We start from the raw sequence: 16,584 nt of genomic DNA, 5'->3' as shown, positions 1-16,584 counted from the left end.
GGCGGCCCGGCGTGTCAGCCCTCGGTCAGGATGCTGCTGACCTTGAGCGCGCGTTGCACGTTGCCCTCGACCTTCAGCTTGCCCGACATGTAGGCCATGACCGGGTTCTGCGCGCCTGACAGGATATTGCGGAACACCTCGTCGCTGGCCGATAGGACCACATCTGCCGCCTCGTCGCCCGGCGCGGCCCCGTCTTCGGTCAGCATGACGGTGCCGTGATCGGCGATGATCAGCTTGGCCACCCCCTTGATTCGCCCGCGCGCCTTGGGGGTAAGGGTGGTGATGTAATCGTCGATGATCGTGGTCATGTAAGGGCTCCTTTTAGCCCGGATCATCGCCGTCGCGCGCGCCGCTTCAAGCGAAACCTCGCGTCACATCGCGGGCACGGCAAGAATACGACCACGCGGCATGTCGCAATCGGGCGCGCCACGCGCGCGGCGCATGGCACTCTTGTCACATGGGCAGTAGGAGGGCCGCCGATGAACACCCATTGCCGCGACACCCGCAAGATCGATCCGACGCGCGGGGCCACCCTCGGTGACAACACGCCCAACGATGCCGACCGGATCGAGATCGGGCCGACGCAACTGGCCTTTGCCGAATGGGCGGCGGCGGGGCTGGACCTGCCCGACCTTCAGGAAATGCGCCGCTATCGGTGGGCGCGGCTGACGCAGCATATCGTGGATCGCGATTACGCGGGCCTTCTGATGTTCGACCCTCTGAATATCCGTTACGCCACAGACAGCACCAACATGCAGCTTTGGAACGCGCATAACCCGTTCCGCGCCGTGCTCTTGTGCGCCGATGGGCACATGGTGATGTGGGATTACAAGAACGCGCCGTTCCTGTCGTCGTTCAACCCGCTGGTGCGCGAGGTGCGCTCTGGCGCGGATCTGTTTTATTTCGACCGGGGCGACAAGGTGGATGTGGCCGCCGATGTCTTTGCGAATGACGTGCGCGCGATCCTGGCTGAGCATGCGCCGGGGAACCGGCGGCTGGCGGTGGACAAGCCGATGCTGCATGGATTGCGCGCGCTCGAGGCGCAGGGGTTCACGGTGATGGAGGGCGAGGAAGTCACCGAGAAGGCGCGCAGCGTCAAGGGACCGGATGAAATTCGCGCCATGCGCTGCGCAAGCCATGCCTGTGAGGCCTCGGTCGCGGCGATGGAGGCGTTTGCGCGGGCCAATGTGCCGCTCGGCCAGACCAGCGAGGACGACATCTGGGCGGTGCTGCATGCCGAGAACATCCGGCGCGGCGGTGAATGGATCGAGACCCGGCTGCTGGCCTCGGGCGCGCGCACCAACCCGTGGTTTCAGGAATGCGGGCCGCGCATTGCGCAAAACAACGAGATCGTCAGTTTCGACACCGACCTCATTGGCAGCTACGGCATCTGCGTCGACATCTCGCGCAGTTGGTGGATCGGCGATGCACGACCCCGCCCCGACATGATCCACGCCATGCGCCATGCGGTCGAGCATATCCGGACCAATATGGAGATGCTCAAACCCGGCGTGATGATCCCCGAGTTGAGCGCCAATACCCATGTTCTGGAGGAGCGCTACCAGGCGCAGAAATACGGCTGTCTGATGCATGGCGTCGGGCTCTGTGATGAGTGGCCGCTGGTGGCCTATCCGGATCACGCGGTGCCCGGCGCCTTCGATTATCCGCTGGAGGCGGGCATGGTGCTCTGCGTCGAGGCGCTGGTGGGCGAGGTAGGGGGCGATTTCTCGATCAAGCTGGAAGATCAGGTTCTCATCACCGAGGACGGGTATGAGAACCTGACGCGCTATCCATTCGATCCGGCGCTGATGGGCGAGTGACCCCGGTCAGTTCGAGCGGCGCACATTGCCGTGCCAATCCTCATGGACGGCCGCGGCCGCGCCTGTGTTGAGCGGTTCCGGCGCGGGGCTTGAGGCGAGGATCGCCACCAGCAGTGCCAGAAGGCCAAGCCCCAGAGCAAAGCGGGGAATACGACCGGGGCGAGAGGCGGGGGTGAGATGGATATCGTGGGGCATCGTGCTGTCCTTTGTTTGGCGGGTACAGGACAAGAGGTAGGCACGCCTCTTCCATTATGAAAACGAATGTTTATGATTTATGGCATCATTTTTCGTGATTATACTGTTGCGTTGGGTCAACTCACCTCCCGGAGCGTTGCCGGTCCCTTCAGCCCGGTGTGATAGCGACACACGCGGTCACGTCCGGCATGCTTGGCCTGATACAGCGCCCGGTCGGCCTGCTCGATCGCCTGATCCATGTTGCCACCCGCTGGCAGCGGCGCGACACCGAAACTCGCGGTCAGCGACAGGCTGCGTTCTCCGACGTAGATCGCGCTCGAGCGTACGCGTTCGGCGAGGCGGTCTGCGACCGTGAACCCCTGTTCCATGCCCGCCCCCGGCAGCACGATCACGAATTCCTCGCCCCCGAACCGCGCGACAAGGTCCGTGCCCCGGCAATTGCTGGCCAGGATGGTCGCGAATTGGCGCAGGGCCTGATCGCCCGCGAAATGGCCATGGCAATCGTTGAACCCTTTGAAATGGTCAATATCCGCAACGATCACGACACAAGGCTGACCCTCCAGTGCGCGCACGGCGTCGTAAAAACTGGCCCGTGTGCGCACGCCGGTCAGCAGATCGTGATGCAGCGCATGTTCCAGCCGTGCGCTGAGATCATGCACAGCCCGCAGGCGCCATGCGGTGATCCAGCCAATCGGCGCAGCGATCATCACGGCCATTGCGGCCCCCGGCACAAGCGTCGGTGCAACAAGCTCGGGCGGCAGCATCAAGGGGCGCAACGCCGCGCTGATCACCAGAACGATCAGCGACATCGCCAGCGTAAAGCGGATCTGGTCCATTCGCGTTCGGACCTGCCAAGGCATGGACACCCCTCTCCTTCAACCCCGGTCAAGCATGGCGCGCAACCGTTAACGACCGGTGGCTGCTGCCCTGCGAAATGCGCGGGATTTGAGGAAATTGCGACAAAGCCTCACCTTCGCGTGACGCGTTCCGGCGGGGGGTGGCGATGCGTCGGGCGGCTGCCTAGTCTCAGGACAACGCGATTTGCAAGAGGACCTGCCATGCCCACCGAACGCCTCACCTTCACCGGACATTCCGGCGACGATCTCGTCGCGCGGCTCGATCTGCCGGAGGGGCCGCATCTGGCCACCGCACTTTTTGCGCATTGCTTTACCTGCTCCAAGGACATTCCCGCCGCTCGGCGCATCGCCGCGCGACTGGCCGGTGCAGGCATCGCCGTGTTGCGCTTCGATTTCACCGGGCTGGGCCATTCGGGGGGCGAGTTCGAGAACACCTCCTTCACCTCGAATGTGCGCGATCTGGAGCTTGCCGCCGAGGCGCTTTCCGCGCGCGACATGGCCCCGCGCCTGTTGATCGGTCACAGTCTGGGTGGTGCGGCGGTGCTCGCGGCGGCGGGCAGCATCGACAGCGTGCGCGCCGTCGCCACCATCGGCGCGCCCTTCGATCCCAGCCATGTGACGCATAATTTCGAAGGTGCGCTTGAGCAGATCGAGGCAGATGGCGTGGCCGAGGTGACGCTGGGCGGTCGTCCCATCCGGATCAGCAAATCCTTTGTCGAGGATGTGCGCGCCGAGAACCTTGCCGAGCGGCTCGCCCATCTGAACCGGGCGCTTCTGGTGATGCACGCGCCGCGCGACGCCACCGTGGGGGTCGAGAACGCCGCCGAGATCTTCAAGGCGGCCAAGCACCCCAAGAGCTTTGTCACGCTTGATGATGCCGATCACCTGATCACCGATCCCGACGATGCCGAATATGCCGCACAGGTGATTGCCGCATGGGCCACGCGCTATCTAGATCTCACACCGCCTGCCCCGCCGCCCGGCGCGCCCGAGGGCGTTGTGCGCGTCTCCGAGGCCGATGCAGACGGCTTCTTGCAGGATGTGAACGCGGGACCCGGCCATCACATGCTCGCGGACGAGCCCTCGGCCTATGGCGGCACCGATCGCGGCATGTCGCCCTATGGCTTTCTCGCGGCCGGGCTTGGGGCCTGCACCTCGATGACGATCCGCATGTATGCCCGGCGCAAGGGCTGGCCGCTCGATCACGTGAGCGTCGATGTCTGCCATGACAAAGTGCATGCGCAGGATGCCGACAGCCGCAGCGATGCCAAGGCCGACAAGTTCACCCGCGTGGTGCGGCTTGAGGGCGATCTGAGCGACGAACAGCGCGACAAGCTGATGGAGATCGCCGACAAATGCCCGGTGCACCGCACATTGGAGCGGTCCTCGATCGTCGAGACCCGCGCGGCATGACCTGATCAATTCTTGCGCAAAACCGGCGTTCGGCGGCCTGTATTACCCGGTCGCGCGCCCGCTCTGCGCCGCAAAAGGCTGACGCGACGTAAAACCGTGCTATCCTCCTTGAGACAAAAAGGAGGACTGACGATGATCCGACTGCTTCTTGTCATGTTGGTGCTTGGCCTGCCCGCCACGGCGCAGGACCGCCGCCCAAGCCATTGCATTGCGCTGGCGGACGCGACGCCCGGGCTGGACTATCTGCACAAGGCCGGGTTTCGCGATCCCCTGCCAGAGTTTACCGCACGCATCCGCTATATCGCGCATGCCTCGTTTCTCATTCAGGCGGGGGGATACAACGCGGTGACGGATTTCACCGGCTTTGTCGGTAATGTTGATTTCATCCCCGATATCGTCACCATGAACCACGCCCACTCCACCCATTGGACAGCCAATCCCGACCCGGCGATCCCGCATATTTTGCCCGGCTGGGGCGACTTCGGGCAAGGCATTGACCATCACCTGGATCTCGGCGGCATGCTGGTGCGCAACATCCCGACGGATATCCGCTCGGGCGGCGGGGTGGAGCCCAACGGCAACTCGATCTTCGTCTTCGAGGCCGAAGGGCTGTGCATCGCACATCTGGGCCACCTGCATCACGAGCCGTCGGACGATCAATATGCCGCGCTTGGCCGGATGGATGTGGTGATGGCCCCGGTCGATGGCGGCTTTACCATGAATATCGAGAACATGATGAACGTGCTGCGCCGGGTGCGCGCCAGCGTGGTGATCCCGATGCACTGGTTCACCGACAGCTCACTGGAGCGGTTTCTGGCGGGGATGGAGGGCGATTTCGCAATCCTGCGCCCCGGGGTGAACGAAATCGAGGTCTCATTGCGCAGCCTGCCGGACCGGCCCAGCATAATCGTGCTGCGCCCGGCCTATCTGCGAGAAGGAGAGTAAGGCGCGGGAGCAATGCGCAGCGCCATCATCGGCCTTTACACGTGAACGTCGGAACTGCGCCTACATCGTTTCCAGGCAATGCCGCCGGAATGCACGCTTCAACAGGTCCAGCTCTTCGCGCAGCAGCGCCATTTCCGCGCGGATATCATAGCTCAACACATCCCCCGCCAGAAGCGCGAAACTGTCGAGCACCGCCCCCGTCGCGCGATCACGGATCACGAATGTCTGAACGCCGTCGGCGATCTTCTCGGGCGGGACCGGCACGCGCACCACCCAATCACCCGCATCCGGGCGGGCGATCACCTCGACGCCTGCAATCGGGTCCTGATGGTGCGTCACCTCGATCTCCGGTTTGGTCCCGGTCATGGGCTCACCCGAGAGCACGCCTTCCCACACCCCCTCGAAAAGCCGTGTCTTGGTCAGTGTCAGATCGGACATGATCGCTCCTTTCCTAGAGGTCGGCGCGCGGGCGGCGGCTGAAGGTGACGTCGCGCAGCACGACCTGGCTCATTTGCGGATTCTCGAAGATCAGGTCGATCCAGGCGCGTTCCACCCGCTTTTCATTGAGGTTGGAATAGGCCAGATCGAACTCGACCATGATTTCTTCCTCGTTGAGCGGCAATTCGCGGACGATCTGTTCGGTGTTCGGCCCGTGCTTGATGTTCAGCCGGGCAAAGATCTCGAGCGGCTTTTCCAGTTCAACGATGGTGTCCATGCGGATCAGGTGCCGCCGCGTGAGCCCGTCGACCGCCTGTTGCGGAAAATCCAGCACCAGCGACAGGAACGAGCCGTCGAAGGCAAAAACATCCATACGCAGGCCATAGGGGGCAAGATCGGCCTCGCGGCTGTTGCGCAGCTGGCGCAGGGACAGTTCCGAATGGCCGCAGTCGTGAAACAGCGTCACCTCGCGCCCCAGCATGGATTTCGATTGCACCGACGCCATACCGGGCACCGGCAGCGGTTCACGCCAGACTTCGGGGCGCCAGGCCCAATCGGTGCCGTGCGGGCGCGGAAAGGCGTTGGAGCCGATCATCGGCAACGCAAGACGGTTGTCAGCGACCGAGATCACCTCGTTGAGGGAATACATCAGCTTGCGTGCCTGCGCCCGTGCCCGACGCAGGGCACTGATATTCATCATCGACGCGTTGCGCGCAGCACCCCGCCATTTTCGCAGGCTGCGCTGGTGCATCACGACATCGAGAATTTTCATGCAGAACGCACCTTTGCCAAGCCTCTCAGGCGGGAAGGCCCCATGCTATAAAGTCACCGCCTCTGAATAACATTAATTCGAAACAGGAAACAATCCGCGGAATAACCCGCCTGCCCGGCCCTGTTTGGCGGTCTTCGTCACATTCCGGGTGACACTGTCCGGTCCCGGGCTGGCGGCGCGAAGGGTTTCAGCAAGATCGCGCAGCAAATCGCGCCCGCCCGTTCCCGCGATGGCCCCGTCCTTGGGGCCGTAGGCGGCGAGCCCCACCAGATGGCCGTTGATCACCATGCTCGCCCGCCAATAGGATGGATCACCCCCGGGCAACACCGTGTCGCCACCCTGTGCAATGTGCACGATGGCGATACCGTCGCCATCCTCGGTCTCGCGCACGGCATCGGCACCAAGTGCTGCGGTCATCGCCGCTGTGTCGGGCTGCCGGGCGTCAGCGGCACGCGGCAGCACCGCGACAGTCAGCACCGCCGGCTCCACCGCAATGCCTGGCTGATCCGTCAGGCTCTCGCAACTGGCCAGCAGGGCGAACCGCCCGGCCGGGCCGCGCTTGATACTGCTGCGGTCGATACAATAGCCGCGCGGGCCGGTCACGGTAACATTACCGTCGTAAAACGCCACGGCGCGCAACGCATCATCCGGCCCGGCCTCACCCACCCCTTCGAGACAGGCGGCAAGCGGCAGGCAGACAAGCAACAGCCCGGCGCGCAGCGTCATTCCGCGCCGGGCCACAGCCGTCTCAGAGATCCATGTAGACATGCCGCTCAGCCTTGCCGCCCGGATGGGTGACAGCGCCCTTGTAGGTCTCGCCCACCAATTGCGCGAATTTCCAGATCGCGCCGGAGGCATAAATCGTCTCACGCGGGCCGGGCCACGCGTCCTTGCGCTTGGCCAATTCCTCGTCCAAGAGAGCCACCGACAATTCGCCCTTGATCGCGTCGATGGTGATCACGTCGCCCGTTTCGATCAGGGCAATCGGCCCGCCATGCGCCGCCTCGGGGCCGACATGGCCGACGCAGAACCCGCGCGTCGCACCCGAGAAACGGCCATCGGTGATCAGCGCCACCTTCTTGCCCATGCCCTGCCCCGAGAGCGCGGCCGTGGTCGACAGCATCTCACGCATGCCGGGGCCGCCTGCGGGGCCCTCGTTGCGAATGACGATCACCTCGCCCTCCTCATATTGCCGCGCCTTCACGGCCTCAAAGGCATCCTCCTCGCACTCGAACACGCGCGCGGGGCCGGTAAAGACCTGATGTTCGGGGGCAATGCCCGCCACCTTCACGATGGCCCCCTGCGGTGCGAGATTGCCCTTGAGGCCAACCACGCCGCCGGTCTTGGTAATCGGGGCGTCGATGGGATAGATGACCTTGCCGTCCGCCTCGCGCTCGATCAGGTCGAGTTCCTCGCCAATGCTGCGCCCGGTCGCGGTCATGCAATCCTCGTGAATGAGGCCCGCCTTGCGCAGCTCCTTCATCACCACGGGGATACCGCCCGCGTCATAAAGATCCTTGGCGACATAGGCCCCGCCCGGTTTCAGATCCACGAAATAGGGCGTGTCGCGGAAAATCTCGCAGACATCCTCGAGGAAGAAATCGATCCCCGCCTCATGCGCAATCGCAGGCAGGTGCAGCCCGGCATTGGTGCTGCCGCCGGTGCAGGCCACGACGCGGGCGGCGTTCTGAAGCGATTTCAGCGTCACCACATCGCGGGCGCGGATGTTCTTTTCAAGCAGGTCCATTACCGCGCGGCCAGACGCCTCGGCATATTGGTCGCGGCTCTCATACGGGGCAGGCATGCCCGACGAATTCATCAGTGCAAGGCCGATCGCCTCTGACACACAGGCCATGGTGTTGGCGGTGAATTGCCCGCCGCAGGCCCCCGCCGATGGACATGCCACACGCTCGAGCGCATCAAGCGCCTTGTCGGACATGGTGCCGTTCTGGTTCCAGCCGACGGCCTCGAACATGTCCTGCACCGTCAGGTCGCGGGTGCGGAATTCCTCGGGGATCTCATCGATCTGAGGTGCCTTGCCCGGCAGGATCGAACCGCCATAGATAAAGACCGAGGGCACATTCAGACGCACCATCGCCATCATCATCCCCGGCAAGCTCTTGTCGCAGCCCGCAAGCCCCACCAGCGCGTCATAGCAATGGCCGCGCATCGTCAGTTCCACCGTGTCGGCAATTGCCTCGCGCGAGGCGAGCGACGAGCGCATGCCCTCATGCCCCATGGCGATGCCGTCGGTGACGGTGATGGTCGTGAACTCGCGCGGGGTGCCGTGGGCCTCCTTGACGCCACCCTTGACCGCCTGCGCCTGACGGCTCAGCGCGATATTGCAGGGCGCGGCCTCGTTCCAGCAGGTCGCCACACCGACGAGCGGTTGATGAATCTCCGCCTCGGTCATCCCCATGGCATAGTAATAGGACCGGTGCGGCGCGCGTGCCGGGCCTTCTGTTACGTAACGGCTGGGCAATTTGGCTTTGTCGAACTTGGTCATTTGGGGCCTCCCGGAATTAGCTGGAATTCGGTCTAGGCCAGAGCCGCGGGCGGGGCAAGCCGATTGCAACACCAGGCCCGCCGGGATAGCGTCGCACCTATGCGATACGACGCCCATGAATGGCTTGTTGCCCCCGCCCGCACCACTGCCACCCTGCCGCGTCTCGTGGGCGGGATCGCACTTCTGGTGCCGCTCTTCCTGGCACTGAGTTTCGGCTATGCCTCGATCCTGCCGATCATCTTTGGCCCGGACGCATGGGCCCGCATGTCACCGGGGATCAGCGCCGCCACCACCCCGGCGGGCGTGCTGATCAACCTGCTGACCTTCGCCTTTCTGATCGTGGCCCTCGACATGACCGTGCGGATCGTCCACCGGCGGAGCCTCGCCTCGCTGATCGGCCCCTTGCCGCTGGCGGTACGGCAATTCGGACGGGCGCTTGCGGCGATGCTGCTGCTCTACGCGGTGGTCATGCTCATCCCGATGCCCGAGGCGGTCGCCCCCCTGCCCAATCTCGATGCGGGCACTTGGATGCTGTTTCTTCTGCCTGCGCTCTTTGCCCTCTTCTGTCAGGTCTTCGCCGAGGAACTGATCTTTCGCGGCTACCTGCAAAGCCAGCTTGCGGCACGCTTTGCCTCGCCCCTCATCTGGCTGGTGCTGCCCTCAGCGGCCTTCGCGTTGCTGCATTTCGACGCGATGAGCTATGGCGGCACGGCCTGGATCGTCGTGCTCTGGGCGGGGGCCTTCGGCCTCGCGGCGGCGGATCTGACAGCGCGGTTCGGCACGCTGGGACCTGCCACGGCCCTGCACTTCATAAATAATTTCAGCGCCATCCTGATTGCCGCACCCGAGGGCCAGTTCGACGGCATGGCGCTTTATGCCTATCCGTTCGCGATGGATGACACGGCGATGATCCTGACCATGATGCCGGTTGATCTGATGGTGCTGATCTGCGGCTGGCTGGCCATTCGTCTTGCGCTGCGCGGCTGATTGCATTTCCCGCACGCCCCGCTTATGTGGTGGCGCAACGTCAAGGCAGGGGCCCGCCCGATGAACTGGATCACCAATTACGTGCGTCCGCGGATCAATTCGATCTTCTCGCGCCGCGAAATTCCGGAAAACCTCTGGTCCAAATGCGACGAGTGCGGGACCATGCTGTTTCACCGTGAACTCTCGGGCAATCTCAACGTCTGCACCAATTGCGGGCACCATATGGGCATCACCCCGCGCGCGAGGTTCGCTGCGCTCTTCGATGGCGGGCTCTTCACTGAGGTCGAGGTGCCCGCACCCACGCCGGACCCCCTGCAGTTCCGCGACCAGAAGAAATATCCCGACCGTTTGCGCGCGGCGCAAAAGGAAACCGGCGAGAAAGAGGCGATGCTGGTCGCCACCGGTGAGATGGGTCGTACCCCCATCGTCGCCGCCGCGCAGGATTTCAGTTTCATGGCAGGCTCCATGGGCATGTATGTCGGCAACGCCATCATCGCCGCCGCAGAAGAGGCAGTGAAGCTCAAGCGCCCGCTGATCCTGTTTTCCGCCGCTGGCGGCGCACGCATGCAGGAGGGGATTCTCAGCCTGATGCAGATGCCGCGCACCACCGTCGCGGTGCAGATGCTCAAGGAGGCGGGTCTGCCTTACATCGTGGTGCTGACCCATCCCACGACTGGCGGCGTTACCGCCTCTTATGCGATGCTGGGCGATGTGCAGATCGCCGAGCCGGGCGCGCTGATCTGCTTTGCCGGGCCGCGGGTGATCGAGCAGACCATCCGCGAGAAACTGCCCGAGGGCTTTCAGCGGGCCGAGTACCTGCTCGAACACGGCATGCTGGATCGGGTGACACCGCGCACGCAGATGCGCGATGAGCTGATCACCATCACCCGCATGCTGATGGATATGCCGCCCGCCGTGAAAGGCGACCTGCCCGCGCCCGCAGCCCCCGAGCCGGTCGTGCCTGAGACCCCGACCAAGGACGAGTCCAAGGAATGAGCGCGCCCACATCCGACCTCATCCTTGAGCGGATGATGGCGCTGCATCCCAAGATCATCGATCTCACGCTCGACCGGGTCTGGCGCCTGCTCGGTGCCCTGGGCAATCCGCAGAACGACCTGCCCCCGGTAATCCATATCGCGGGCACCAATGGCAAGGGCTCGACCCTCGCTATGATCCGCGCGGGTCTCGAAGCGGCGGGCAAGACCTGCCACGCTTATACCTCGCCGCATCTGGCGCGGTTTCACGAGCGTATCCGGCTGGTCGGAGAACTGATTTCCGAAGATCACCTGACCGCCATTCTCGATGAATGCTATGCCGCCAATGGCAGTGAGGCGATTACCTATTTCGAGATCACCACCTGTGCCGCGATCCTTGCCATGGCGCGGACGCCTGCGGATTACACCCTGCTCGAGGTCGGGCTTGGCGGGCGACTCGATGCCACCAACGTCGTGGACCGGCCCGCGCTGACGGTGATTACCCCCGTCTCCATCGACCATGAACAATATCTCGGCAACACGCTCGCCAGAATCGCGGGCGAGAAGGCCGGGATCCTCAAGCGCGGTGTCCCCTGCGTGGTCGCCCCGCAGCATGATGACGCGCTGGCGGTGATCGAGGCGCGCGCCACGGCTCTTGGTGCGCCGCTTCTGGCCCACGGCCAGCACTGGCACGCCTTCGAGGAACGCGGGCGGCTGGTCTATCAGGACGAAACCGGGCTGTGCGATCTGCCGCTGCCAAACCTGCCCGGTGCGCATCAGATCGAGAATGCGGGCGCAGCTCTCGCTGCGTTGCGCCACCTTGGGACGGGTGATGCGGGATATGAGGCGGCAGTTACCCACGCCCATTGGCCCGCACGCATGCAACGGCTCGTGCGCGGCCCCTTGGTCGAGGCCGCGCCGGAGGCGGAAATCTGGCTCGATGGCGGGCATAATGCCGCCGCCGGGCAGGCGCTCGGGCGTCATTTGGCGGGATTGCCCAAACGTCCCACGCATCTCATCTGCGGCATGCTCAACACCAAGGATATCGGCGGCTATCTCGGCCCGCTGGCGGCGCAGGCGGATCGGCTTATCGCGCTCTCGATTCCGGGTGAGGCCAACACCCTGCCCGCCAACGCCACCGCAGAGGCCGCGCAGAGCGTGGGGCTGCGCGCCGAGACCGCCGAGACCGCGCTACAGGCGGTTCAGCTCGTCGCCGCGGAAAACCCGCAGGCGCGCATCCTGATTTGCGGCTCGCTCTATCTCGCGGGCGGCATCCTGCGCGAGAACGGCTGAACCTCACCCGGTGGCCGTCGCGCGACAAAGCGAAAACTTCGTCCGCTTTCGTTCCGGTATCGAGCAACCTTCCGGAAAATTGTCCTGATTTCAGCCCATCTGCCTCTAACTTGCAGAACGATCCTTTTCCAAGCCCCGGTCAAATCATAGTCTTCAGGGTGAACCGAAAGGGAGACGCATGATGACCGACAGCAGCATTCGCAGCACCAAGGGGCGCGGCAAGCGCTTTGACAGCGTTCTGGACACCATTGGCGACACGCCGGTGATCCGCGTCAACAATCTCGGGCCTGACCACGTCACCATCTATGTCAAGGCCGAGGCATTCAACCCGGCGGCCTCGGTCAAGGACCGGCTGGCCGTCAACATCATCGAGGCGGCCGAGCGCGACGGACGGCTCAAGCCCGGGCAGACGGTGGTCGAGGCGACCAGCGGAAATACCGGCATTGGCCTCGCCATGGTCTGTGCACAAAAGGGCTATCCGCTGGTGGTGACCATGGCCGAAAGCTTCTCCATCGAGCGCCGTCGCCTGATGCGGATGCTGGGGGCCAAGGTGGTGCTGACACCCAAGGCCGAGAAAGGCTTTGGCATGTACAAGAAGGCCGAGGAACTGGCCGAGGCGAATGGCTGGTTCCTCGCCCACCAGTTCGAGACCAAGGACAATGCCGACATTCACGCCGCCACCACGGCGCAGGAAATTCTCGGTGATTTCGAGGGCGACAGGCTCGATTACGTGGTCACCGGCTATGGTACCGGCGGCACCGTGACCGGGCTGGGCCGGGTGCTGCGCGAGGCGCGACCCGAGACGAAGATCGTCCTGTCGGAGCCCGCCAATGCCGCCCTTCTCGGCAGCGGCCACGCGCAGGAACGCAACGCGCAAGGCGAGCCCACCGTGAGCCATCCGGCGTTTGAGCCACATCCGATTCAGGGCTGGACCCCGGATTTCATCCCGCTGGTCCTGCAAGAGGCGGTGGACAAGAGCTATTACGACGACCTGATCCCCGTTTCCGGCCCCGACGGCATCAAGGCGGCGCGCGATCTAGCGGCGAAAGAGGGGATCTTCACCGGCGTCTCGGGCGGTGCCACCTTTGCGATCTCTTTGCAGATCGCTGAAACCGCCGCGCCCGGATCGGTGATCCTGTGCATGCTGCCAGATACCGGCGAGCGTTACATGACGACGCCGCTGTTCGAGGGGATCGGCGAGGATATGAACGAGGAAGAACAGGCGATCTCGGCCTCGACCCCGGGCTACCGGTTGGGCTGACGGCTCTTTGCACATTTGCACACAACTTTGTGCAATCGCGCCGCTTGTGTGCGCGCCTGCAAGGCTTAGCTTACCGGCCAGACAATCGTAGAGGATTCATGACATGAGTGACGACAGTTACACCCCGCCCGACGTCTGGAGATGGGAGGCAGCCTCGGGCGGGCAATTCGCCTCGATCAACCGGCCCATCGCAGGCCCCACCAATGACAAGGACCTGCCAGTCGGAAAGCATCCCTTTCAGCTTTATTCGCTCGCCACGCCGAACGGCGTCAAGGCGACGGTGATGCTTGAGGAACTGCTCGCCACCGGTCACGAGGCCGAATATGACGCATGGATGATCAAGATCGGCGACGGCGATCAGTTCGGCAGCGGATTTGTCGAGATCAACCCCAATTCCAAGATCCCCGCGCTGGTCGACCATACTGGCGACACACCCCTTCGCGTGTTCGAGAGCGGCTCGATCCTGATGCACCTCGCGGAGAAATTCGGCGCGTTCCTGCCCGCCTCTGGCCCCGCGCGCACCGAGGTCATCAACTGGCTGATGTGGCAGATGGGCAGCGCGCCCTATCTGGGCGGCGGGTTCGGCCATGTCTACGCCTACGCGCCCGAGAAATGGCAATATCCCATCGACCGTTTCGCAATGGAGGCCAAGCGCCAGCTTGACGTGCTCGACCGGCAACTGGCCGAGCGCCCCTATATCGCAGGCGATGATTATACCATCGCCGATATCGCGATCTGGCCTTGGTATGGGCAATTGTGCCTCGGGCGGCTCTATAGCGCGGGCACCTTCCTCGACGTTGCCAGCTACAAGCATGTCACGGCCTGGGCGGAAAAGATTGACGCGCGCGCCGCTGTCCAGCGTGGCCGCATGGTCAACCGCAGCTTCGGCGAGCCGCATATGCAACTGCACGAGCGACACTCGGCCGAAGATTTCGAGACCAGCACGCAGGACAAGATCGGCGAAGACGCCTAATCGCTTTCGCCCCGCCGCAGGATCGGGCATGAAGGGGCAAAGGAGCCTCTTCATGCCCAACCGCGATACCCAACTCCTCGCCGTTCTGATCGACGCCGATAACGTGCCGGCGAAATATGCCGATGCGATCCTGCGCGAGGTCACCACCTACGGCGAGCCGGGGCTACGCCGGGTCTATGGCGACTGGTCGAGCCAGCAGCTTTCGGGCTGGACGCGGACGGCGCAGAATCTCGGCCTTGTCCAGCACCAGCAGACCGCCAACACCAAGGGCAAGAACGCCAGCGATATCGGGCTGGTGATCGACGCGATGGATATCCTGCATGCGGGCCATTTCGACGGCTTCGTGCTGGTCTCCTCGGATAGCGATTTCACCCGGCTGGCCAGCCGCATCCGCGAACAGGGGCTCACGGTGATCGGCATCGGCGAGGCCAAGGCCCCGGACGCGCTCAAGAACGCCTGCAACCGCTTCGTGGCGATCGAGAACATCTATGAAGATGTGACCGACGCGCCCCGCACCGCCCCCAAAACCAAACTCGACAGCCAGCATATCGCCGATGCGCGGCGGCTGATCTTCGAGGCGATGGAGAAGATCGACAGCGACGACGAATGGTATCCGCTGGGGCGCATCGGCCAGCAGATTCAGGCTGACAAGCCGGATTTCGACACCCGCAGCTACGGCAAGAAGAAACTGAGCGACCTGATCAAGGAATTGAAGGTGTTTGAAACCCAATCGGGGCCGGGCAATCAGCTTCTGGTGCGGCGGGTGGATTGAGCGGCGGGGAGTTTGGGCCTGTTGCTACCGTTAAATCCTGCCCGCGCGAAACGCACCGAAGGTGCCGCGCGATCGCCGGGCCGTCCCGCGGCCTGGCGATTTGAGGGGTGGCGCAACGTGTCGAGTTTAGAATGACTTGGCTGAGATAAAGTACCCGCCACGAGCGTTGCATCGCCAGTCCCCGGCCCCGCGATCACGCGGCACCTTCTGGAGGTGTCCAAGGTCCGCAAAAGGCCAAAACCGACCCACCCTCACATTCCAAGTTCCGCCCGGATCGCCGCGCTATCCGCACCGCGTGCAGGCGGATTCGGGACCTGAGACACCACCCCGTCAAAGCGGGGAGCGGGCGCAGGCGCCAGAGTATCGCCTTCACTCTGCCAGACCCCGCGCGCCACCATATGCGGGTCGGCTGCGGCTGCATCGGGACGCAGCACCGGGGCCACGCAGGCATCGGACCCGGCAAAGACCTCTGCCCAATGCGCAAGCGGGTACTCGGCGATGATCGCGGCCAGCGCCCCGGTCTGCGCAGGCCATTGCGCAGGGTCGTGCTGCGCGGCGAAGCGCGGATCATTACCAAGCCCTATCAACTCCAGAAACGTGGCGTAGAACTGCGGCTCCAGACATTGCACCGACAACCAGCCACCACAGCCGCAGGCATAGACCCGGCTCCAATGCGGGCCGTCCAGAAGGCTCTGACCACGCACCATCGACAGATTACCCGACGGCCCCATCGACATCAGCAACGCCATCATATGCGCCGAACCGTCGACGATGGCGGCATCCACCACCGTGCCCTGCCCGGTGCGGGCCGCCTGCACCAGCCCTGCCAGAATCCCGGCCACGAGATAGAGCGCGCCGCCCCCCACATCGCCCAGCATCGTCGGCGGTGTCAGTGGCGGCGTGTCCGGCGCGCCCGCATACCAGAGCGCACCCGAGGTCGCGATGTAATTGAGGTCATGCCCGGCCTGCCGGGCGCGCGGCCCATCCTGCCCCCAGCCGGTCATCCGCCCATAAACGAGGCGCGGATTGGCGGCGCGCATCTCATCGGGCCCCAGCCCCAGCCGCTCCATCACGCCGGGGCGCAGCCCCTCGATCAGCGCATCACTGCGGCCAACCAGCGCACGGGCCACGGCAATATCGGCGGTCTCCTTGAGGTCAAGCACGATCGACCGCTTGCCCCGGTCAAGCAGGTTGCGATCCCCCGCCACCGGGTTGGCGGCACCGGGGCGGTGGATCACCACCACCTCCGCACCCATCTCGGCCAGCATCATCGCCGCAAAGGGCGCAGGCCCCAGCCCCTCGAATTCCACCACGCGCAGCCCTGTCAGCATTCGGTCCCTCCCCGATCCTTGACCGGCACTATGGCCGCACCCGCGCG

At 64.2% G+C, this 16,584-nt stretch carries 17 protein-coding genes; 9 read left to right on the top strand and 8 right to left on the bottom strand.

All coding sequences use genetic code 11. The annotated features are described in order from the left end of the window. Window positions 1-14: 14 nt before the first annotated feature. A complete protein-coding gene (locus RID11_RS17575) occupies window positions 15-308 on the bottom strand; it encodes an SCP2 sterol-binding domain-containing protein (protein ID WP_350141455.1) in 294 nt (97 codons plus the stop codon). 171 nt (window positions 309-479) lie between these two features. On the opposite strand from RID11_RS17575, the gene dddP reads away from it, so the two are divergent. After that, window positions 480-1,820, top strand: coding sequence for a dimethylsulfonioproprionate lyase DddP (gene dddP / locus RID11_RS17570; RefSeq protein ID WP_350141454.1), 1,341 nt, complete (start codon window positions 480-482; stop codon window positions 1,818-1,820). Between the two features lie 6 nt (window positions 1,821-1,826). On the opposite strand, the gene RID11_RS17565 is transcribed toward dddP, so the two are convergent. Next, window positions 1,827-2,015: a hypothetical protein gene (locus RID11_RS17565; RefSeq protein WP_350141453.1), complete on the bottom strand. Its 189-nt coding sequence runs from the start codon at window positions 2,013-2,015 to the stop codon at window positions 1,827-1,829. A 116-nt stretch (window positions 2,016-2,131) separates the two neighbouring features. Continuing rightward, entirely contained in the window at window positions 2,132-2,875 is a 744-nt protein-coding gene (locus RID11_RS17560) for a GGDEF domain-containing protein (protein ID WP_350141452.1), read from the bottom strand. A gap of 198 nt (window positions 2,876-3,073) precedes the next feature. Here RID11_RS17560 and RID11_RS17555 point away from each other — a divergent pair, with 198 nt between their 5' ends. Continuing rightward, on the top strand, window positions 3,074-4,285 hold the full coding sequence (locus RID11_RS17555; RefSeq protein ID WP_350141450.1) for a bifunctional alpha/beta hydrolase/OsmC family protein: 1,212 nt from the start codon (window positions 3,074-3,076) through the stop codon (window positions 4,283-4,285). 132 nt (window positions 4,286-4,417) lie between these two features. Then, window positions 4,418-5,230, top strand: a complete 813-nt coding sequence (locus RID11_RS17550; protein WP_350141448.1) for an MBL fold metallo-hydrolase — start codon at window positions 4,418-4,420, stop codon at window positions 5,228-5,230. A gap of 60 nt (window positions 5,231-5,290) precedes the next feature. On the opposite strand, the gene RID11_RS17545 is transcribed toward RID11_RS17550, so the two are convergent. From RID11_RS17545 to ilvD, 4 genes are all read right to left on the bottom strand, one after another. Continuing rightward, window positions 5,291-5,668, bottom strand: a complete 378-nt coding sequence (locus RID11_RS17545) for a hypothetical protein (RefSeq protein ID WP_350141446.1) — start codon at window positions 5,666-5,668, stop codon at window positions 5,291-5,293. Between the two features lie 13 nt (window positions 5,669-5,681). Beyond that, window positions 5,682-6,440, bottom strand: a complete 759-nt coding sequence (locus RID11_RS17540; protein WP_350141444.1) for a DUF6478 family protein — start codon at window positions 6,438-6,440, stop codon at window positions 5,682-5,684. Between the two features lie 72 nt (window positions 6,441-6,512). Next, the gene (locus RID11_RS17535; RefSeq protein WP_350141442.1) at window positions 6,513-7,208 is read right to left on the bottom strand and encodes a hypothetical protein; all 696 of its coding nucleotides are present in this window, start codon (window positions 7,206-7,208) and stop codon (window positions 6,513-6,515) included. Further along, window positions 7,189-8,946: a dihydroxy-acid dehydratase gene (gene ilvD / locus RID11_RS17530; RefSeq protein WP_350141440.1), complete on the bottom strand. Its 1,758-nt coding sequence runs from the start codon at window positions 8,944-8,946 to the stop codon at window positions 7,189-7,191. Before ilvD ends, RID11_RS17535 begins: the two co-directional genes overlap by 20 nt. 99 nt (window positions 8,947-9,045) lie before the next feature. On the opposite strand from ilvD, the gene RID11_RS17525 reads away from it, so the two are divergent. From RID11_RS17525 to RID11_RS17500, 6 genes are all read left to right on the top strand, one after another. Then, window positions 9,046-9,933 carry a CPBP family intramembrane glutamic endopeptidase gene (locus tag RID11_RS17525; protein WP_350141438.1) on the top strand — a complete coding sequence of 296 codons (888 nt, stop codon included), beginning with the start codon at window positions 9,046-9,048 and terminating at the stop codon, window positions 9,931-9,933. Window positions 9,934-9,993: 60 nt separating this feature from the next. Further along, the gene (gene accD / locus RID11_RS17520; protein ID WP_350141436.1) at window positions 9,994-10,929 is read left to right on the top strand and encodes an acetyl-CoA carboxylase, carboxyltransferase subunit beta; all 936 of its coding nucleotides are present in this window, start codon (window positions 9,994-9,996) and stop codon (window positions 10,927-10,929) included. Beyond that, window positions 10,926-12,200: a bifunctional folylpolyglutamate synthase/dihydrofolate synthase gene (locus RID11_RS17515; protein WP_350141434.1), complete on the top strand. Its 1,275-nt coding sequence runs from the start codon at window positions 10,926-10,928 to the stop codon at window positions 12,198-12,200. The genes accD and RID11_RS17515 overlap by 4 nt, the downstream gene beginning before the upstream one ends. Before the next feature lie 178 nt (window positions 12,201-12,378). After that, window positions 12,379-13,461, top strand: a complete 1,083-nt coding sequence (locus RID11_RS17510; RefSeq protein ID WP_502949364.1) for a PLP-dependent cysteine synthase family protein — start codon at window positions 12,379-12,381, stop codon at window positions 13,459-13,461. 103 nt (window positions 13,462-13,564) lie between these two features. Then, the gene (gene yghU / locus RID11_RS17505; protein WP_350141430.1) at window positions 13,565-14,434 is read left to right on the top strand and encodes a glutathione-dependent disulfide-bond oxidoreductase; all 870 of its coding nucleotides are present in this window, start codon (window positions 13,565-13,567) and stop codon (window positions 14,432-14,434) included. 52 nt (window positions 14,435-14,486) lie between these two features. Further along, on the top strand, window positions 14,487-15,206 hold the full coding sequence (locus RID11_RS17500; RefSeq protein ID WP_350141428.1) for an NYN domain-containing protein: 720 nt from the start codon (window positions 14,487-14,489) through the stop codon (window positions 15,204-15,206). 251 nt (window positions 15,207-15,457) lie between these two features. Here the strand turns inward: RID11_RS17500 and RID11_RS17495 are convergent, their stop codons facing one another. Beyond that, complete coding sequence (locus RID11_RS17495; RefSeq protein WP_350141426.1) at window positions 15,458-16,537, bottom strand: CaiB/BaiF CoA transferase family protein; 1,080 nt, start codon at window positions 16,535-16,537, stop codon at window positions 15,458-15,460. Between the last annotated feature and the right edge of the window lie 47 nt (window positions 16,538-16,584).

It is taken from the genome of Roseovarius sp., from assembly GCF_040219995.1.
Lineage (GTDB): Bacteria > Pseudomonadota > Alphaproteobacteria > Rhodobacterales > Rhodobacteraceae > Roseovarius.
The sequence above is the reverse complement of the archived record's forward strand: the minus strand, read 5'-3'. Positions and strand labels throughout refer to the sequence as shown.